The organism is Bacillus sp. NMCC4 (genome assembly GCF_002998555.1).
Classification (GTDB): Bacteria; Bacillota; Bacilli; order Bacillales; family Bacillaceae; genus Bacillus.
In genome coordinates this window covers 241,449-261,420 of sequence record NZ_PVRA01000005.1, presented here as the reverse complement: position 1 = coordinate 261,420, position 19,972 = coordinate 241,449, and the positions used below count along the sequence as shown (strand labels likewise).

Below are 19,972 nucleotides of genomic sequence, written 5' to 3'. Positions count from 1 at the left end.
TCAGGCACCCAATCCTGAAAATTGCCAACATTCAAATTAGGAGGCCAACCTGAATGACTGTGAAACAAGAACTTCTCTACGAAGGCAAAGCGAAAAAAATCTATCGGACCGATGACGAGCATATTTTATATGTCGAATATAAAGACTCAGCGACAGCATTTAACGGCGAAAAGAAAGCTGAAATTGAAGGCAAAGGCAGACTGAATAACGAAATTTCGAGCTTAATCTTTCAAATGCTGCATGAGAAAGGGATCAACAATCACTTTGTGAAACGACTCTCTGACACAGAACAGCTCATTCAAAAGGTGCAGATTGTTCCGCTTGAAGTAGTAGTACGAAATGTGGTGGCAGGCAGTATGTCAAAGCGCCTTGGCATTCCAGAGGGAACAAAACTGGATACACCATTGATCGAGTTTTACTACAAGGATGATGCACTCGGCGATCCGCTCATTACAGAAGATCATATTCACATTTTACATGCAGCGACACCAGAACAGGTCGAGGAAATGAAACAGATCACAAGACAAGTGAATGAAGAGTTAAAGCAAATCTTCTCAGACTGCCATGTAAATTTAATTGATTTCAAGCTTGAATTCGGAATAGATCACGAGAATCGTATTTTGCTAGCTGATGAGATTTCACCTGATACGTGCAGGCTTTGGGACAAAGATACAAACGAAAAGCTTGATAAAGACGTGTTCAGACGAAACCTGGGCGGCTTAACGAATGCATACGAAGAAATTTTCAAAAGACTTGGAGGCCATAAACATGTATAAAGTGAAAATTTTTGTCAGCTTAAAAGAGAGCGTTCTTGATCCACAAGGAAGTGCCGTGCAGCACGCCTTGCACAGCATGTCTTATCAGGAAGTAAAGGATGTCCGTATCGGGAAATACATGGAGCTTGTCATTGAAAAATCAGATCGTGATTTAGACACAGTCGTCAAAGAAATGTGTGAAAAATTACTGGCCAACACGGTGATTGAAGATTACCGCTATGAGGTGGAGGAGGTTGTCGCACAGTGAAGTTTGCAGTGATCGTCTTGCCTGGCTCTAACTGTGATATCGATATGTACCATGCGATTCAAGATGAGTTAGGCGAACAAGTTGAATATGTATGGCACGACGAAACGAGTCTAGACGGATTTGACGGTGTACTCGTACCAGGCGGTTTCTCTTATGGGGATTACTTAAGATGTGGTGCGATTGCTCGCTTCTCAAACATCATGCCGGCGGTGAAAAAAGCAGCTGCGGAAGGAAAGCCTGTTCTTGGTGTTTGTAACGGGTTCCAAATTCTTCAGGAGCTTGGCATTCTTCCAGGTGCGATGAGACGAAATAAAGACTTGAAATTTATCTGTCGTCCAGTTGAACTCATTGTAGAGAACAACGAAACGCAATTTACTAGCGGCTATCAAAAAGGCGAATCCATTACAATTCCTGTAGCGCACGGTGAAGGCAACTTCTACTGTGATGAAGACACTTTAGCGAAGCTCATTCAAAATGGCCAAATCGCTTTCACTTACGGAGACGATATTAACGGCAGTGTCAATCGAATTGCAGGTATAACGAATGAAGAGGGCAATGTACTCGGCATGATGCCGCACCCTGAGCGCGCGGTTGATTCATTACTAGGCAGCGCAGACGGACTTAAATTGTTTCAATCTATCGTGAAAAATTGGAGGGACACTCATGTCACTACTGCTTGAACCAAGTCACAAGCAAATTAAAGAAGAGAAATTGTATCAGCAAATGGGATTGAGTGATGAAGAATTCGCTTTAATTGAATCCATTATTGGCAGGCTGCCAAACTACACAGAAACGGGTATTTTTTCTGTCATGTGGTCAGAGCATTGCAGTTATAAAAACTCAAAGCCTGTTTTAAGCAAATTCCCGACAAAAGGAGAGCATGTTCTTCAAGGTCCTGGGGAAGGCGCTGGAATCGTTGATATTGGAGACAACCAAGCGGTTGTATTTAAAATCGAATCACATAACCATCCATCTGCAATTGAACCGTATCAAGGAGCAGCTACAGGTGTCGGCGGAATTATCCGTGATGTATTCTCCATGGGTGCGCGTCCAATTGCTGTATTAAACTCTCTTCGTTTTGGTGAACTGACTTCACCGCGCGTGAAGTACTTGTTTGAAGAAGTAGTGGCAGGGATCGCAGGCTATGGAAACTGTATCGGAATTCCAACAGTCGGCGGAGAGGTTCATTTTGATCAAAGCTATGAAGGCAATCCGCTCGTAAATGCGATGTGTGTTGGATTAATCAACCATGAGGACATCAAAAAAGGGCAGGCCAAAGGTGTCGGCAACACGGTGATGTACGTTGGTGCTAAAACGGGACGTGACGGTATTCACGGTGCAACATTTGCGTCTGAAGAATTTTCTGATGAATCAGAAGAAAAACGTTCAGCGGTTCAAGTCGGCGATCCGTTCATGGAAAAGCTGCTGCTTGAAGCGTGCCTTGAAGTCATCAAAAACGATGCGCTCGTTGGTATTCAAGATATGGGAGCGGCTGGCTTAACAAGCTCAAGCGCGGAAATGGCGAGTAAAGCAGGTTCTGGAATCGAGATGAATCTAGATCTCATTCCGCAGCGTGAAACAGGTATGTCGGCATACGAAATGATGCTGTCTGAATCGCAGGAAAGAATGCTGCTGGTCATTGAAAAAGGCCGCGAACAAGAAATCATTGATATTTTCGAAAAATACGATCTTGAAGCGGTATCAGTCGGTCATGTGACAGACGATAAAATGCTTCGTTTACTCCATCAAGGTGAAGTCGTATGTGAGCTTCCTGTTGACGCTCTTGCAGAAGAAGCGCCGGTTTATCACAAGCCATCAAGTGAGCCTGCATACTATCGTGAGTTTTTAGAAACAAAAGTTGAAGCTCCAGCCATCACAGATGCAGCCGAAACGTTAAAGCAGCTCCTTCAGCAGCCAACAATTGCAAGTAAAGAATGGGTTTATGATCAATACGACTACATGGTTCGGACAAATACGGTTGTTGCACCAGGCTCTGATGCGGGCGTACTAAGAATCCGCGGAACGAAAAAAGCCCTAGCGATGACAACAGATTGTAACGCACGTTATCTCTACCTTGATCCAGAGGTTGGCGGGAAAATCGCCGTCGCTGAAGCAGCACGTAACATTATCTGCTCAGGCGCGCGTCCGCTAGCAGTGACAGATAACCTGAACTTCGGTAACCCGGAGAAACCAGAAATTTTCTGGCAAATAGAAAAGTCAGCTGACGGTATTAGCGAAGCATGCCGCACGCTAAGCACACCGGTTATCGGTGGGAACGTCTCTTTATATAACGAATCAAATGGAACAGCGATTTACCCAACACCAGTCATTGGGATGGTTGGTTTGGTTGAAGATACTGCTCATATTACGACTCAATCGTTCCAGCAGGCTGACGATGTGATTTTCGTCATTGGTGAGACGAAGGAAGAATTCGCAGGCAGCGAGCTTCAAAAGATGACAGAAGGCCGTATTTACGGAAAAGCACCAGACATTGATTTGGATGTAGAGCTCACGCGTCAAGAAGCCCTTCTAGCCGCGATTCAAAACGGTCTCGTTCAATCAGCACACGATGTATCTGAAGGCGGACTTGGTGTAGCACTTGCTGAAAGTACATTTGGAACAGACGGTCTTGGCGCTGATATCCAAATCGATTTAAACAGCGAAGCTTCCTTATTCAGTGAAACACAGTCACGCTTTGTTGTCACAGTCAGACCAGAGCACCGCGAAGCGTTTGCTGCGGCGGTCAAAGATGCGAAAGAAGTCGGAACGGTTACAAATGATGGTATATTTACTGTCAAAAATCAAGAAGGACAACAATGGATTCATGCAGCGGTCAACGAGCTTGAACGTGCATGGAAAGGAGCGATCCCATGCTTGCTGAAATCAGAGGCTTAAATGAAGAGTGTGGTGTCTTTGGGGTTTGGGGACACGAAGAAGCCCCGCAAATCACATATTACGGATTGCATAGCCTTCAGCACCGAGGACAAGAAGGTGCGGGAATCATTGCAACAGATGGTGAGAACCTGACGTCACACAAAGGCCTTGGACTGATTACGGAAGTCTTTCAAAACGGTGAGCTAAAGGATTTGAAAGGAAAAGGGGCGATCGGACACGTTCGGTATGCGACAGCAGGCGGAGGCGGCTTTGAAAATGTGCAGCCCCTCTTCTTCCGCTCGCAAAACAACGGCAGTCTTGCCCTTGCTCATAATGGAAACTTAGTGAATGCAACGCAGTTAAAGCAGCAGCTAGAGAACCAAGGGAGCATTTTCCAGACCTCTTCTGATACCGAAGTGCTGGCTCATTTAATTAAGCGCAGCGGGCATATGGAATTGAAGGAACAGATCAAAAATGCGTTGTCTATGCTTAAGGGAGCATATGCTTTCTTAATTATGACGGAAACAGAAATGATCGTGGCCCTTGATCCGAACGGCTTACGCCCACTTTCACTTGGTATGCTTGGGGATGCTTATGTTGTCGCTTCTGAAACATGTGCATTTGATGTTGTCGGTGCCACGTATTTACGTGATGTGGAGCCTGGCGAAATGCTGATCATTAATGATGAAGGCTTGAAATCTGAGCGCTTCTCGATGAACATTAACCGCAGCATGTGCAGCATGGAATATATTTATTTCTCTAGACCTGACAGCAATATCAACGGCATCAATGTGCATAGTGCGAGAAAGAATCTAGGCAAAAAGCTTGCCGAAGAAGCGCATGTCGAAGCAGATGTTGTGACAGGTGTACCAGATTCCAGTATTTCTGCAGCGATTGGATATGCCGAAGCAACAGGTATTCCGTATGAGCTCGGTTTGATTAAAAACCGTTATGTTGGCCGGACGTTTATCCAGCCGTCTCAAGCATTGCGTGAGCAGGGCGTACGGATGAAGCTGTCTGCTGTACGCGGGGTTGTCGAAGGAAAGCGTGTCGTGATGGTGGATGATTCCATCGTACGCGGTACAACGAGCCGCAGAATTGTCACGATGCTAAGAGAAGCGGGTGCGACGGAAGTCCATGTACGCATTAGTTCACCGCCAATCGCACACCCATGTTTTTATGGAATTGATACATCCACACACGAAGAGCTGATTGCTTCTTCTCATTCAGTGGAAGAAATTAGACAGGAAATCGGTGCAGACTCCATTGCATTTTTATCTGTAGACGGTTTAATGGACGGGATTGGCAGGAAGTATGATGATCCGCAGCGCGGTCAGTGTTTAGCATGCTTTACTGGGAAATACCCGACTGAAATTTATGAAGATACGGTTCTTCCGCATGTGAAGGAAACGGTCCTGACGAAATAATCGAATAAAGGAGCAGCAGTCAAGATGAGTTGATATGCTGCTCTTTCATTCTGCCGAAAATACATGGAAAGCAGCAGCTAAAAGGAGTGAATGGGATGTCAGAAGCATATAAAAACGCCGGTGTCGACATCGAAGCAGGGTACGAAGCCGTCAAACGAATGAAAACACACGTTGAACGTACAAAACGAGCAGGTGTCATGGGCGCTCTAGGTGGATTTGGCGGTATGTTTGATCTATCTGAGCTGCCATACAAAAAGCCCGTTCTTGTTTCAGGAACAGATGGTGTCGGAACGAAATTAAAGCTTGCCTTTTTAATGGATAAACACGATACGATCGGCGTCGATGCCGTGGCCATGTGTGTCAACGATGTGCTTGCACAAGGGGCAGAACCGCTCTTTTTCTTAGATTACTTAGCCGTTGGAAAAGCAGATCCGCTAAAAATTGAATCCATTGTCAAAGGGGTGGCTGACGGCTGTGAGCAGTCTGGTTCAGCACTTGTCGGCGGTGAGACAGCCGAAATGCCGGGTCTTTACACAGAAGAAGAATATGATATTGCTGGTTTTTCGGTAGGTGTCGTTGAAAAGAATGAAATCGTGACAGGAGACAGCATCAAAGAGGGACATTTGCTCATTGGACTGAGCTCAAGCGGAATTCATAGCAATGGCTACTCTCTCGTTCGTAAAGTTTTGCTGGAAGACGCTGGTCTTGATCTGCACCAAACGTATGAATCTTTTACAAGACCGCTTGGAGAAGAGCTTCTTGAACCGACAAAAATTTATGTGAAGCCCGTTCTCAAACAAGTGAAAGCCGGCAAAGTTGACGGCATGGCACATGTGACAGGCGGTGGCTTTATCGAGAATTTACCACGTATGCTGCCTGAAGGTCTTGGCGTTGAGATTGATAACGGCTCATGGCCAGTACCACCCATTTTCTCCTTTATTCAAGAAAAGGGTCAGTTGAAGGCAGAAGAGATGTTCAACGTGTTTAATATGGGCATTGGCTTTGTCTTAGCTGTAAAAGAGGACGATCTTGTGGATGTGATTAGTGAACTTGAACAAGATGGAGAGAAAGCATTTCTCATCGGTCGTGTTCAAAAAGGAGAAGGTGTCACATTCGGCGGTGGAAGCCTCTCATGAAGAAGTTTGCGATCTTCGCCTCTGGAAGCGGGACAAACTTTCAAGCCATTATAGATACGTTAAAAGAAGAACAGTGGCAGGCAGAGGCCGCCATTGTGATTTGTGATAAACCGGGTGCGAAGGTGCTGGAGCGTGCTGAGAAAGAGGGCATTGCCTCCTTTGCTTTTACCCCGAAGGCTTTTCCGAATAAAGCCGCTTTTGAACAAACGATCATCGAACAGCTTAGGCTTCATGAAGTAGAATGGGTTTTCCTTGCTGGGTATATGAGACTGATCGGTCCGACATTACTTGAAGCGTATAGAGGGAAAATCGTGAATATTCACCCATCTTTGCTCCCAGCCTTCCCAGGTCTTGATGCCATCGGACAAGCCTATCAAGCAGGTGTCAAAGTGGCAGGCATCACTGTCCATTTTGTCGATGAAGGGATGGATACAGGTCCGATTATTGATCAAGCCGCGATTTATATTGAACAAGGCGAAGAGCTTGCATCGATTGAAAAAAGAATGCATGAACTAGAACACACACTATATCCAAAAGTGATCAAATCACTTTTAGAATTATCTTAATGAGGTGACGAAGGCATGACGATCAAACGCGCATTAATCAGTGTTTCCGATAAAACGAATCTAGTACCTTTTGTGAAAGAATTAACAGAACTTGGTGTTGAAGTGATTTCAACTGGAGGTACACATAAGCTTCTTCAAGAGAATGGCATTGATGTCATTGGGATTTCTGAAGTCACTGGATTCCCTGAAATCATGGACGGACGACTCAAAACACTTCACCCAAACATTCATGGTGGATTATTGGCAGTGAGAGAAAACGATGAGCATATGGCACAGATTGAAAAGCATGGCATTCAGCCGATTGATCTTGTTGTCGTGAATCTCTATCCTTTCAAAGAGACGATCTCAAAAGACGATGTAACGTATGAAGAAGCAATTGAAAACATTGATATTGGCGGACCGGGAATGCTTCGTGCGGCATCGAAAAACCACCAAGACGTCACAGTGATTGTCGATCCTCGTGATTATGGTACAGTCGTTCAGCAAATCAAAGAAGGCGGCGTGTCACTTGAGAAAAAACGTGAGCTTGCGGCGAAGGTATTCCGTCATACAGCTGCTTACGATGCCCTCATTGCGGATTATTTAACGAACTATGTTGGCGAAACGGAGCCAGAGCAGTTCACCGTCACGTTTGAGAAAAAACAATCCCTTCGTTATGGAGAAAACCCGCACCAAGCGGCGACTTTCTATGAAAATGCTCTTCCAAGCAAAGGCTCTTTGGCTACTGCAACGCAATTACATGGAAAAGAACTTTCTTATAACAATATCAAAGATGCAGATGCAGCTCTTCAAATCGTACGTGAATTTACGGAGCCAGCGGCTGTGGCTGTAAAACATATGAATCCGTGCGGCGTTGGTACAGGAGAAACGATTGCTGAAGCCTTTGACCGTGCATTCAAAGCAGATGAAACCTCTATTTTTGGCGGCATTGTGGCGCTTAACCGTGAAGTAGACAAACAAACGGCTGACGTGCTGCATACGATTTTCTTAGAAATCGTCATCGCCCCATCTTTTAGCCAAGAAGCACTTGACGTGTTAACAGCGAAAAAGAATCTTCGTCTATTAACACTAGATGTAGAAGCGAATCTTGAGAAAAAAGAAAAGCAGCTGACAAGTGTCCATGGCGGACTGCTCGTGCAGGATATTGACACGTACGGCTTAGAGGAAGCAACCATCTCTATTCCAACGAAAAGAGAACCAACAGAAGACGAATGGAAAGATTTAAAGCTTGCATGGAAAGTCGTCAAGCATGTGAAATCAAATGCCATTGTCCTCGCGAAGGATCAAATGACAGCAGGTATCGGCGCTGGTCAGATGAACCGTGTGGGCTCAGCGAACATTGCGATTGAACAAGCAGGTGAAAAAGCGAAAGGAAGCGCACTAGGCTCTGATGCATTCTTCCCAATGGGCGATACAGTGGAAGCTGCTGCGAAGGCAGGCGTCACAGCGATCATTCAACCAGGCGGTTCCATTCGTGATGAAGAATCGATTCAAAAGGCAGATGAATACGGCATCGCCATGGTCTTCACTGGCGTTAGACATTTCAAACATTAAGGGGATGACAGTGTGAACGTATTAATTATCGGCAGAGGCGGAAGAGAGCATACCATCGCATGGAAAGTGAAGCAAAGTGAACTTGTCAGCCAAGTATTTGTCGCACCCGGCAATGATGGAATGACAGATGCTGCGAAGCTTGTACCAATCGATGAAGGTAATCATGAGGCATTAATTCGTTTTGCAAAAGATAATGAAATCGGCTTAACAATTGTCGGTCCAGAGGTTCCTTTAATTGCAGGTGTGGTGGATGCATTTGAAGAGGCAGGTCTAAAGGTATTTGGACCAAATGCAAAAGCTGCGGTGATTGAGGGCTCAAAGGAATTTGCAAAAGACTTAATGAAAAACTATGATATCCCGACCGCCGCTTACGCTACCTTCACATCGTTTGAAGAAGCGAAGGCTTATGTGGAAGAAAAGGGTGCGCCGATTGTCATTAAAGCAGACGGTCTTGCAGCAGGAAAAGGCGTGACAGTCGCTATGACACTTGAAGAGGCGATCAACTGTCTGCACGACTTTTTGGAAGATGAAAAGTTTGGCGATGCAAGTGCATCTGTCGTCATCGAGGAATTTTTAACAGGCGAGGAATTTTCACTGATGGCCTTTGTCAATGGAGAAAAGGTGTACCCAATGGTGATCGCGCAGGATCACAAACGGGCATTTGAAGATGACAAAGGACCGAATACCGGCGGGATGGGGGCTTATTCGCCAGTTCCGCAAATTTCAGAAGAAGTCGTCCAAAAAGCGGTGGAAGATGTCGTCAAACCGGCGGCTCGCGCAATGGTGCAGGAAGAGCGTCCGTTTACAGGCATTTTATATGCAGGCTTAATGCTGACACCAGAAGGCTCAAAGGTCATTGAATTCAATGCACGCTTTGGCGATCCTGAAACGCAGGTGGTTCTCCCTCGTCTTGAATCAGATCTAGTTCAAGTCTTCCTCGACATTCTGGACGGAAAAGATGTGGACTTACAGTGGAAAGACACTGCGGCTGTCAGTGTAGTCCTAGCATCAGAGGGATACCCAGAGGACTACGCAAAAGGCACACCGATTGGTGCTTTGCAAACGAGTGTGTCTGATGTCGTGACCTTCCACGCAGGAACAAAAAAAGAAAACGATCAATTTGTCACAAATGGCGGCCGTGTAGTTAATGTAACCGCATTTGACGATACATTTGAAGCGGCAAGATCAAGAGTGTATGAAGCGGTTGAAGAAATCACTCAACCAGGTCTATTTTACCGCCGTGACATTGGCGCCCGTGCACTGAAGGCTGCGGGGAAATCCGTTTAATTAAAACACCTTTCTATCTGATGAGATGGAAAGGTGTTTTTTGTTCATGAGAAGGGATGCCGATCGAATATGAAGAAGTAGTATGGGATCACGAGTTGATGAGGAGGCAGTATGGTCATTCAAGGAATCATTCTATTTGCAATCGTATTACTTATTTTATTTGTCGTGTTCTCAAATCTCATCATGAATGAAGCAAGAAAGCAAAACAAAGTCAAAAAGAGATCAGCCATGATGTATATGAGCATGTCTATATTGGTGAGTATGGCGATTGTCTCATCCATTTGGAAGTTCTTTATTAACTGATTCATAAGAGAGGAATGAGTATATGGTGCAATTGAAGAAACTTGCAAACGAGCGTTTTTCTGCCTTGATCTGTATTGATTCATTTAATGAGCGAATCCGTTTAGATGATTATAGCGGCAGGGTGCGAGATGTCATTCAATCAGTTCTTCAGGAGGCCTCAGACTGCAAGGTTTCTAAGGTCATTGTGAAAGTAAGACGTGAGCATGTACCTCTTTTTTTAGAAAAAGGCTTTCGGCTTGAAGGGGTGTTTTCTCATTATTTCCTCGGAAGTGATGCGTACGGCATGTCGCTTTTTCTCACTGAGGATCGAATGAACAGTTCGTATTGGCTGGAGGAAGATAAGATCGTCGCATCCATTCAAGCGAAGGAGATGAAAAAAGACCAAGGCACGTGGCAGGATGAGTATGTGATGAGGAAAGCCGATCCGAAGGATATTCACAAGCTGGCAAAGCTCTATGATACGGTCTTTGAAACGTATCCTACGCCAATGAACGAGCCAGATTATATCCAAAAGGTAATGGCGGAAGGGACTGTCTTTTATGTTGTTGAACATGACGGACACATTGTGAGTGCAGCATCCGCTGAAATCAATGCGTTATATGGCCATGCGGAATTAACAGATTGTGCGACCCTTCCATCATACAGAAAACTAGGATTCATGCATCATTTGATTCTAGCACTTGAAAAAGAACTCCAGTCGATGCATATCTATGTCTTTTATTCTCTTGCACGTGCACTGTCCTATGGGATGAATCAAGTGTTTTATCAGCTCGGGTATACGTATACCGGGCGCTTCCAAAACAACTGCTATATTTTTGACAAAATTGAAGATATGAATCTATGGGTCAAAACGCCGAATGAATCATGAAATGGTTCTCATCTGATCTAGCAGACCAGATAGACGGTACGCCATGATACTGAGCTGCAGCTTCATCCGATCATCAGTGGATTTGAGGCTGCAGCCTGTTCTTGTTTCAATTTGTTTCAGCCGGTAGCTTAATGTATGTCTATGAATAAACAATTCTCCCGCAGATTTTTGAATATTTTCATTGTGTGCCAAATACACTTCGAGTGTATGGATCAGGTCAGCCCCTTGTTTTTTCGTATAAAGCAAAGGACTTAACAGCTCCACGTAAAAATCATGCAAATTCATACCTGCTTCATTCATTTCAAGAAGCATGCCATATAAGCCGAGTTTTTGATAATGAATGATGCTTTCGTCTGTTTTTAAAAGCGGAAGAAGCCTTGCTGCATACTGCGCTTCCTTCGCGCTTTTTGCAAAGAGACTGATCTGGTCATAGGCTCTCCCGATGCCAATGACAATCGGATGGACGGGAAAAAAATACGACCAAGTGCTCCGGCACTCCTCTGCTGCGCGATACCACTCCGCTTCTTGAAACGCTTTTTTTCCTGCGGGTGTCAGGACAAAAATGGAATCGAGCCTTGCCTTTAGTAAAAAGGGAATATGTCTGCGTTCAAATATCGACGTGAGTAATTGAGAGAGGCGCTGCATCATTTGATGATCGAGCTGTGTGTGCTGATGCTGAAATTGAAAGTAGATGACCACCTGCTCATCGCTCATATCATATTGCAGCTTTGTTGCTTGTTCGACCACGTAGCTTTCTTCTGTATATTGCTGCTGCAAAATATCATCTAACAAATGTCCCTGCATTTGGTTTTCTGTATCTTGAATGGCCTTTTGCTTCAGCCATTCAATCGCATACACTGCCCCGGCATGCTCGATGGCAATCGCATCTAGATGATGCCACGCTTCCTTTTTCTTTAAAGACACAATAAACCCGAAAATATCCCCCATCGCAATCACCGGACATGCGGCGAGGACAAATGCTCCGCACGTGTCATAGACGAGCCGCCCTTTTTCCTCTGCCTGCTTGAGAAGGGGCATGGTTTCAATTGGTTCATGATCTGTCAGAAAGCCAAAAGCAGGAGAGTACGTCACTTCATCTTTGATGAGATGAGCCGCTGTTTGATGTAAAAAGACATCGAGAACGACAATATTCGCTGCAGTGAGATGTGCCAGTTCCTCTGTAATTTGCGTCACATTTTTATTCCTTACATTTAATTGGGTCAGTCTTTGATGAATCGCCGATGAATATTTAAGCTGATGAAGCTGACTGCTCACGATTTGTTCTAAGACGGCTTTTGTAATGTCCGAGAAATTGATGTGCGGCGGAATTTCGATGAGCGGAATGCCGCTATTTTTCGCCGCTTGAATGAGTGATGTTGGAATTTCCGTTAAGTATACGCCTTTATAAATGGCAATGGCTGAAAGCCTGTGAGATTGAATCAATTCCTCAAGCCGGGCGCGTCTTTCTTGATTGTCTGCAAGTCCAAAGCCTGTTGTGACGAGTAATTCCCCTTCGGAAAGCCTCGAGGTGTCCTCGATAATTTCCACGATGGTCACCCACTGTATGAGGCGGTCCAGTCCATTTTCTCCAGCAAGTAGCTTTGTTCCCTTCATGATATCGAGCGAGAGTGCATCTTTGACGAGAATCGCCATAGACTCATGACCTCCTTTTGAACACTCTTATACACGATGTATAAAAAATGCGTGTGAAATTCGGGCATGTGGCGAATGGAGGATGACTGCCCTCTTGATTAAGCTAATCTTATAACAAGTATACAAAATTTTCTTGCGATTCATGAAAAAAGAAAGATGCAGCTGCTGACAAGAGAGGGAGGAATGGCAAAGTGGAGACCCGGGATTACTTAATCAAACCGATGTTGAATCAGCATTATCCTGTGGCTGTGAAAGGAGAGGGGATTTATTTATATGATCGGGACGGGAAAAAATATTTAGACGGCTCTTCGGGGGCTGTCACGGCAAGTATTGGACATGGCATACGTGAGATCATTGATGCCATGACAGAGCAAGCGGAAAAAGTGAGCTTTACGTACAGATCGCAATTCACAAATGAACCAGCAGAAGAACTTGCCTATGAATTGAGTACGCTTTGCCCAGGTAACCTGAACTGGTCTTTTTTTGTCGGAAGCGGATCAGAGGCAACGGAAACTGCTATGAAAATTGCTATTCAGCATTGGCAGGAGCAGGGGAAGGCTGAGAAAAATCACATTATCTCAAGATGGATGAGTTATCACGGCATCACACTCGGTGCGCTGTCGATGTCAGGACATATTGCAAGGAGAGAGCGCTTTGAACCATTGCTCGAAAAGCACCCGGTGCTGTCTCCGCCATATAGCTATCGTTCATGGCTGCCAAAGGAAGAGGTCAAGCAGGTCGAATGGTATGTCCAGGAATTTAAAACCGTCATTCAGCGTATAGGAAAAGAGAGGATTGCCGCTTTTATTGCAGAGCCGATTGTTGGAGCATCGGGAGCGGCGCTTGTACCGCCAGACGGATATTTTGAAGCGATGAAGCGTGTCTGTGAGGAAAACGATATTTTAATGATTGCAGACGAAGTCATGACAGGCTTTGGACGAACTGGGAAAATGTTTGCGATGGAACATTGGGGCGTCGTACCAGATATTATGGTTCTCGGCAAAGGCATGAGTGCCGGCTATTCACCGATTGCGGCAGCCGTCTCAGCAGATCATGTTATCGCACCGATTCTGAGCGGTTCAGGTTCTGTGATGGCAGGTCACACCTATAGCGGCAATCCGCTTTCAGCAGCCGTCTCACTAGCCGTCATACGATATATGAAAAAACATCAGCTTCCTGAACGAGCGGATCTGTCTGGCCGATATTTAATGAATGCTTTAAAGGATTTGCAAACAAACCATTTCATCATAGGAGATGTGAGAGGAAAGGGACTGCTCATTGGCATTGAGTTTGTCGCAGACCGCTTATCGAAAACACCATTTCCTGCCCATGCTCAAATGACGCATTTAGTCGTTGAGACGGCCAAGCAAAATGGCTTGCTCGTTTACCCAGCAAGCGCTGGTGAGGATGGAGTGGGAGGTGCAGCGGTCATGATTGCACCGCCGCTTTCCATCACGCAGCAGGAGATGGATGAACTCATTCAATTATTTGAGCAGACAATCACGCAGGTCGAACAAGAAGTCATCAACCGAGGGTTTTTCCCATCTGCGATGTAGGGAGGAAAGATGATGAACAAAACAGCGAATGTTGATGAAGTGATCACGCATTTTAGGGACGGCATGACCATCATGTTTGGCGGGTTTGGCGGCGTAGGGTCCCCGCCATCATTGATCGACGCCATCCTAGAAGCCAATATTAAAGATCTGACATTGATCGGAAACGATGCAGGCTTCCCGCAAATAGGTGTTGGCCGGCTGATCACAGAAGGAAGAGTCAAGAAGATCATTGCTTCTCATATTGGCTCAAATCCAAAAGCCGGACAGAAAATGCAGGCAGGTACACTAGACGTTCATTTTTACCCGCAAGGCATTCTAGCAGAAAAAATTCGAGCAGGCGGGATGGGCTTGGCAGGCATTGTGACAGATGTCGGCATGGATAGCCTCAATCTCGATGAGAAGCAGCTCGTTCCGCTAAACGGGAACACATATATCCTTGAGCCTGCGCTAACAGCGGATATTGCCATTGTGAATGCCCTCAAAGCAGACGAAGCAGGAAATCTGATTTTTGATAAAAGTGCACGGAATACAAACCCGATTGTGGCGATGGCAGGAGACTGGACCATTGCGGAAGTGGAAGAGATTGTGCCTGTGGGCAGTCTTCATCCAGAAGAAATCGTGACACCAGGGGTATTTGTGAACCAGATCGTGCAATCAAAAGGAGTGAACTGGACATGGGCATGGGAGACATCGATTTAAGACACCGCATAGCCAAACGCGCGGCGCAGGAAATTGAAGATGGTATGATCGTCAATCTAGGGATCGGCATCCCGACACTTGCAGCTGAATACATCCCAGCGCATTACAGGGTGTGGCTGCATGCAGAAAACGGCATTATGGGGGCAGGAGCCTCACCAGCACAAGGAGAAGAAAATCCGAATTTGTGCAATGCAGGCGGTTTTCCCATTACATTAACAAAAGGCGGTTCATACATGGACAGCACGACAGCTTTTGGCATCATTCGAAAAGGCATGCTGGATATGACCATTTTAGGTGCACTTGAAGTAAGCAGTCAGGGTGATCTTGCGAATTGGATTGTGCCGGGCAAACGAGTACCGGGGATGGGCGGAGCGATTGAGCTTGCGCAAAAGGCGAAAAAGGTTGTGGTGGTGATGAGCCACCTTGATAAACACGGTGAGTCAAAGGTGAAATCTGCCTGTACACTGCCCTTAACCGCTAAGTCTTGTGTGGATCTGATTATTACGGATATGGCAGTCATTGAGGTCAAATCACAGCTGCTCATTTTACGTGAAGTCATGCCGCCGTTTCAGCCGGAAGATGTCATAAGGGCGACAGAGGCCCCATTAATTTTAGCGCCTGATGTCAAATCTGTTGTGTAGAAAGGATGACTGACTTGCAGCCAATTACACGGATCAGAAGCTGGATGAGAGAGCACCAAGATGAAGCGATTGCGCTTCTTCAGCAAATGGTGCAATGTGAAAGCACCCAAGGGAATGAACAAGATGTGCAGCAAATTGTAGCAAATAAGCTTTCCGCAATTGGTTTTGATGTAGATGTATGGGACATTGGCGGAGAAGACCTGCTGGAACATCCGTATTTCTATTCCCCGAGGCGTTCCTTTAAAGGAAGTCCCAATGTCGCCGGACGATTGAAGGGGAAAGGCGGCGGCAAATCCATTTTATTAAATGGGCACGTGGATGTTGTTCCAGCAGGAGATACGAAACAATGGACATATCCGCCCTACAGCGGGCATATCATAAACGGGAGACTTTATGGACGCGGGGCAACAGATATGAAAGGCGGAAATGTTTCTTTACTCTTCGCACTAGAGGCACTGCATGCGCTTCAGATTCCGCTGAAAGGAGATGTTGTGTTTCATAGTGTCGTCGAAGAAGAAAGCGGCGGTGCAGGCACCCTTGCAGCCATACTGAGAGGGTATACAGCAGATGCGGCCATCATTCCAGAACCAAGTCATATGAAAATCTTTCCGATTCAGCAGGGATCTAAGTGGTTCAGACTGTATATTAAAGGAAGGGCAGCTCATGGCGGAACAAGATATCACGGTGTTTCCGCTATTGAAAAGAGTATGATCGTTCTTACGCATATAGCGGCACTTGAAGAAGAACGAAATCAGCGCATCACCGAGCCGTTATTTCAGCATATCCCAATTCCGATCCCCATCAACATGGGGAAAATTCAAGGCGGTGATTGGCCGTCCTCTGTAGCAGATCTGGTCACAATGGAGGGCAGACTTGGAGTGATGCCAGGTGAGACGGTTGAGCAGGCAGAGAAGGAATTAGAAAATTGGATGACGGGACTTGGGGAAAAGGATGAATGGTTCAAAGATCATCCTGTCGAGGTCGAATGGTTTGGGGCAAGATGGCTTCCAGGCTCAATCGATACGGATCATCCACTTTTATGTCTATTGAAGGAACAATATGAAGCAGTCAAGAAGGAGCCGCCAAAGATCGAAGCCGCTCCTTGGGGAACAGACGGCGGATTACTGTCACAGGCGGCAGGTATTCCGATCATCGTGTTTGGACCTGGAACAACGGAGCTTGCCCATTTTCCGAATGAATCTATCGACATTGAGCATGTGATTGAAGCAGCAGAAATTATCGCAGGTACGATGGTGGAATGGTGTGAAGCAGCGGAGTGATGAAAGAGGCGGAAAATAATTACAAAAAAAGAAGGCTGTCTCACTCAGCCTTCTCTTTATGTGTGTCCTGCTGCTCACACATATACGTCACTGGACAAAAACGAAGAATGCCAGATGCCAGTTTCACCCCGCCGCACATGATGCTGAAAAGCAGCATTTTACTCCATGGTTTTCTAGCATATAAAGAACCAGCCACAGTACATATTGTCATTCCGCAGGCAATTCGAATGAGCGCTTCCATTAAGCCGAGATTAGGTTTCATTGAAGGTGAATCTCCTTTTTTAAATATTTTAAGTGTGATTTCAAGAAATTGTAACGTTTCATTAATGCGTAACGTGGTTCGTTATGTTACGATAGTGCTAATACAAATGAAGGAGAGTATGTGAATGTCCGAACGTACTTTTAATTGGAGAAACAATGACATCCGCACACAAATCGATGTAGTCGACTCAAAAATAGTTCCAACACTCCTTTTAATGAATGGACTCGTGCTAAACCCATTTTTGAAACAATGGGTGAAGGCAAATATTTGGATACATGATGATCGAATTGTTTATGTCGGAGCAGAGCTTCCTCAAAATAAATCAGCTAAACGTGTGATTGATTGTGAAGGGAAATACATTGTGCCTGGGTATATAGAGCCTCACGCGCATCCGTTCCATATTTATAATCCCCAATCACTTGCAGAATATGTGTCTCAATTTGGCACAACAACGATGGTCAGCGATAACTTATTTCTTCTTTTGCAGAGCAATGAAAAGAAAGCGCTTTCCACTCTGTGTGAATTAAAACAGCAGCCATTTCAGTATTTCTGGTGGTCTAGATACGATCTTCAGACTGAAGTCAGATATGAAGATGAGATGCTTCCTATCAACTATCGCAAGGAATGGATTGATCATCCTGATGTCCTTCAAGGCGGCGAATTAACAAGCTGGCCAAGATTGATGGACGGTGATGATCTCATTTTATATTGCATGCAAGAAACGAAGAAGCAGAGAAAACGAATTGAAGGGCATTTCCCCGGAGCTTCCGAGAAAACGCTAACAAAAATGAAGCTGTTTGGCGCGGACAGCGATCATGAAGCGATGAATGCGGACGATGTGCTAAAACGCTTGTCCCTTGGCTACCATGTCTCACTTCGTCATTCTTCCATCCGCCCAGATTTAGTGAACATTTTAAGAGAACTGCACGAGCGTGATTTTAGACACTATGATCACTTTTTCTATACAACAGACGGAGCTGCGCCTCATTTTTATGAGGAAGGTATGATTAATCGTTTGATTTCAATTGCCCTTGAAGAAGGCGTGCCTATCATTGATGCGTATAATATGGCGACATTTAACATTGCAAAATACTATCAAATTGATGACCTATTAGGTGTTGTCGGTCCCGGCCGGCTGGCTTCTTTGAATATTTTAGATGATCCGATGAACCCAAATCCTGAAACGGTGATATCTAAAGGGGTTATTCTCAAATTGGATGGCGAGAACCAGCATCAATTTCAAGAAACTAAATGGAAAAATGGCGGGCTTGTTCCATTAGATTTATGCTATGATCTGACGATGAGTGATTTGCAATTTTCCATGCCGCTAGGTGTCAAAATGAGAAATGCTGTCATCATGGAGCCTTATACAGTGGAAATTGATAACTCGGTGAACCAGCTGTCCTGTGACCATGATCAAAGTTTCTTTAGCTTGATTGACCGAAAAGGCGAGTGGCGTGTGAATACGATGCTCAAAGGTTTCGCAAACAAAGTGCAAGGCTTTGTCAGCTCATTTTCGCTCACGGGTGACATTTTAGTGATTGGGAAAAATAAAGAGGACATGATGCTGGCACATAAGAGAATGAAAGAAATCGGCGGGGGGATCGTCCTCACAGAGAACGGGAAAATTTTGCACGAAATCCCGCTGCAATTATCAGGCTGTGCATCGGCTGAACCGTTTGAGACTGTTCTTCAGCAGATACAAACATTACGCGAGCTGCTCATTGAGCGAGGCTATCCATTTGATTGCCCAATTGATACACTTGTCTTTTTCCAAAGTACACATTTGCCGTATATTCGAGTGACACCAAGAGGAATATTTGATGTCATGAAAAAAACTGTACTCTTTCCGTCTATAATGCGTTAAAATATAACAGAGTGGAGCTGTATCATCTTTGCCACATTTCTGACAGCTGTTATAGGGCAGAAGTGAGCAATGGATCTCTTCGCTGCCATGTAAGTGAAAATGCTTATGTGGAGTTGTTGAAGCAGAGGGCTTTGACATGACGAGTGAAATGCCCTAATTGAAAAATGAATCTGTCGGTTACGCTGGCCGACCAACATATTTTGAATAATTGAGCGAGGCGGGGCGCATGTTTGTGGTCTCGCCGAGCTTTCCGCACAACCTGTATTTTAGGGCATACCTAATCAAGCAGAAGTGATTCTGATATCGAAAGCAAACAAGTTTGTCAGATTGTCGTACAAGGAAAATGACAGAACTTGTCGAATTTGTATACGATAAAGAAGCTTCGGCTTACGAAAGAACTGACGGCATTTCCAGCGTAGAACCAAACCTGTCATGATTCGTTCAAAGCTCATTGCTGAGGTTGAAAAAAATTAGTCAGGAAAGATACCGCTTTTCTTCATAGAATGTCGTGCGAAGCGGTGTGCCAATAGTAAAGGAGAAGATGTATAAAGATGCAAATTGATAAATTAAGGGGCAAAAGCTTAGATCAGTTATTCAACTCCATCTTATCCCTTAAAGACCTGGAAGAATGCTATCGATTCTTTGATGATTTGTGTACCATCAATGAAATCCAATCTTTATCACAGCGTCTTGAAGTAGCGCGTATGCTTCGCGAGGGGAACACGTATCATAAAATTGAGACGGAAACAGGTGCGAGCACTGCAACCATCTCACGTGTCAAACGCTGCTTGAACTACGGAAATGATGCCTATACGATGGCACTTGACCGCGTAGCAGAACAGCAGGCAAATGACGAAACTAAATAAAACAGCTTTCACTGTAAACAATCCTTTTCAACAAGAATGGAGTTGTTTACAGTTTTTTTATGGAGAGCGCTGAAAAGACAAGCAAGGACTGGCTGAATCAAGCGGTCCTG

19 protein-coding genes are annotated in these 19,972 nt (G+C 45.1%); 17 read left to right on the top strand and 2 right to left on the bottom strand.

The window, feature by feature from the left end:
* Positions 1–53 precede the first annotated feature (53 nt).
* The 11 genes from purC to ablB all read left to right on the top strand — a co-directional run bounded on the left by purC (position 54) and on the right by ablB (position 11,038).
* Positions 54–776, top strand: coding sequence for a phosphoribosylaminoimidazolesuccinocarboxamide synthase (gene purC / locus C6Y02_RS12770; protein ID WP_106031404.1), 723 nt, complete (start codon positions 54–56; stop codon positions 774–776).
* Positions 769–1,023 (top strand): phosphoribosylformylglycinamidine synthase subunit PurS, encoded by a 255-nt coding sequence (gene purS / locus C6Y02_RS12765; RefSeq protein WP_003214349.1) that lies wholly within the window; start codon positions 769–771, stop codon positions 1,021–1,023. Before purC ends, purS begins: the two co-directional genes overlap by 8 nt.
* Positions 1,020–1,703, top strand: coding sequence for a phosphoribosylformylglycinamidine synthase subunit PurQ (gene purQ, locus C6Y02_RS12760; protein ID WP_060595681.1), 684 nt, complete (start codon positions 1,020–1,022; stop codon positions 1,701–1,703). The genes purS and purQ overlap by 4 nt, the downstream gene beginning before the upstream one ends.
* Positions 1,687–3,918, top strand: a complete 2,232-nt coding sequence (purL, locus tag C6Y02_RS12755) for a phosphoribosylformylglycinamidine synthase subunit PurL (protein ID WP_106031403.1) — start codon at positions 1,687–1,689, stop codon at positions 3,916–3,918. Before purQ ends, purL begins: the two co-directional genes overlap by 17 nt.
* Positions 3,894–5,324 carry an amidophosphoribosyltransferase gene (purF, locus tag C6Y02_RS12750; protein ID WP_058015529.1) on the top strand — a complete coding sequence of 477 codons (1,431 nt, stop codon included), beginning with the start codon at positions 3,894–3,896 and terminating at the stop codon, positions 5,322–5,324. Before purL ends, purF begins: the two co-directional genes overlap by 25 nt.
* Before the next feature lie 95 nt (positions 5,325–5,419).
* Positions 5,420–6,460 carry a phosphoribosylformylglycinamidine cyclo-ligase gene (gene purM, locus C6Y02_RS12745; RefSeq protein WP_106031402.1) on the top strand — a complete coding sequence of 347 codons (1,041 nt, stop codon included), beginning with the start codon at positions 5,420–5,422 and terminating at the stop codon, positions 6,458–6,460.
* Positions 6,457–7,026, top strand: coding sequence for a phosphoribosylglycinamide formyltransferase (purN, locus tag C6Y02_RS12740; RefSeq protein ID WP_060595684.1), 570 nt, complete (start codon positions 6,457–6,459; stop codon positions 7,024–7,026). The genes purM and purN overlap by 4 nt, the downstream gene beginning before the upstream one ends.
* Before the next feature lie 15 nt (positions 7,027–7,041).
* A complete protein-coding gene (gene purH / locus C6Y02_RS12735) occupies positions 7,042–8,580 on the top strand; it encodes a bifunctional phosphoribosylaminoimidazolecarboxamide formyltransferase/IMP cyclohydrolase (RefSeq protein WP_106031401.1) in 1,539 nt (512 codons plus the stop codon).
* A gap of 12 nt (positions 8,581–8,592) precedes the next feature.
* Entirely contained in the window at positions 8,593–9,867 is a 1,275-nt protein-coding gene (purD, locus tag C6Y02_RS12730; protein WP_106031400.1) for a phosphoribosylamine--glycine ligase, read from the top strand.
* Between the two features lie 111 nt (positions 9,868–9,978).
* Complete coding sequence (locus tag C6Y02_RS12725; protein ID WP_066031222.1) at positions 9,979–10,170, top strand: hypothetical protein; 192 nt, start codon at positions 9,979–9,981, stop codon at positions 10,168–10,170.
* Positions 10,171–10,192: 22 nt separating this feature from the next.
* On the top strand, positions 10,193–11,038 hold the full coding sequence (gene ablB / locus C6Y02_RS12720; RefSeq protein WP_106031399.1) for a putative beta-lysine N-acetyltransferase: 846 nt from the start codon (positions 10,193–10,195) through the stop codon (positions 11,036–11,038).
* Here the strand turns inward: ablB and C6Y02_RS12715 are convergent.
* Complete coding sequence (locus tag C6Y02_RS12715) at positions 11,033–12,691, bottom strand: PucR family transcriptional regulator (RefSeq protein ID WP_106031398.1); 1,659 nt, start codon at positions 12,689–12,691, stop codon at positions 11,033–11,035. The genes ablB and C6Y02_RS12715 overlap by 6 nt on opposite strands.
* A 191-nt stretch (positions 12,692–12,882) precedes the next feature.
* On the opposite strand from C6Y02_RS12715, the gene C6Y02_RS12710 reads away from it, so the two are divergent.
* The 4 genes from C6Y02_RS12710 to C6Y02_RS12695 are packed head-to-tail and all read left to right on the top strand — an operon-like array spanning position 12,883 to position 16,867.
* Positions 12,883–14,247, top strand: a complete 1,365-nt coding sequence (locus C6Y02_RS12710) for an aspartate aminotransferase family protein (RefSeq protein WP_066031219.1) — start codon at positions 12,883–12,885, stop codon at positions 14,245–14,247.
* Between the two features lie 12 nt (positions 14,248–14,259).
* Positions 14,260–14,946 carry a CoA transferase subunit A gene (locus C6Y02_RS12705; RefSeq protein ID WP_106031397.1) on the top strand — a complete coding sequence of 229 codons (687 nt, stop codon included), beginning with the start codon at positions 14,260–14,262 and terminating at the stop codon, positions 14,944–14,946.
* A complete protein-coding gene (locus C6Y02_RS12700; protein WP_106031396.1) occupies positions 14,922–15,587 on the top strand; it encodes a 3-oxoacid CoA-transferase subunit B in 666 nt (221 codons plus the stop codon). The genes C6Y02_RS12705 and C6Y02_RS12700 overlap by 25 nt, the downstream gene beginning before the upstream one ends.
* 14 nt (positions 15,588–15,601) lie before the next feature.
* Positions 15,602–16,867 (top strand): peptidase, encoded by a 1,266-nt coding sequence (locus tag C6Y02_RS12695; RefSeq protein ID WP_060595693.1) that lies wholly within the window; start codon positions 15,602–15,604, stop codon positions 16,865–16,867.
* Positions 16,868–16,907: 40 nt separating this feature from the next.
* Here C6Y02_RS12695 and C6Y02_RS12690 read toward each other — a convergent pair whose 3' ends face one another.
* Positions 16,908–17,129, bottom strand: a complete 222-nt coding sequence (locus tag C6Y02_RS12690; protein ID WP_106031395.1) for a YgaP family membrane protein — start codon at positions 17,127–17,129, stop codon at positions 16,908–16,910.
* A gap of 124 nt (positions 17,130–17,253) precedes the next feature.
* Between C6Y02_RS12690 and C6Y02_RS12685 the strand changes: the two genes are divergently transcribed.
* Both C6Y02_RS12685 and C6Y02_RS12680 read left to right on the top strand, forming a co-directional pair.
* Entirely contained in the window at positions 17,254–18,996 is a 1,743-nt protein-coding gene (locus tag C6Y02_RS12685; RefSeq protein ID WP_066031216.1) for an adenine deaminase C-terminal domain-containing protein, read from the top strand.
* A gap of 551 nt (positions 18,997–19,547) precedes the next feature.
* Positions 19,548–19,862: a YerC/YecD family TrpR-related protein gene (locus C6Y02_RS12680; RefSeq protein ID WP_003214053.1), complete on the top strand. Its 315-nt coding sequence runs from the start codon at positions 19,548–19,550 to the stop codon at positions 19,860–19,862.
* The last annotated feature ends 110 nt before the right edge of the window (positions 19,863–19,972 follow it).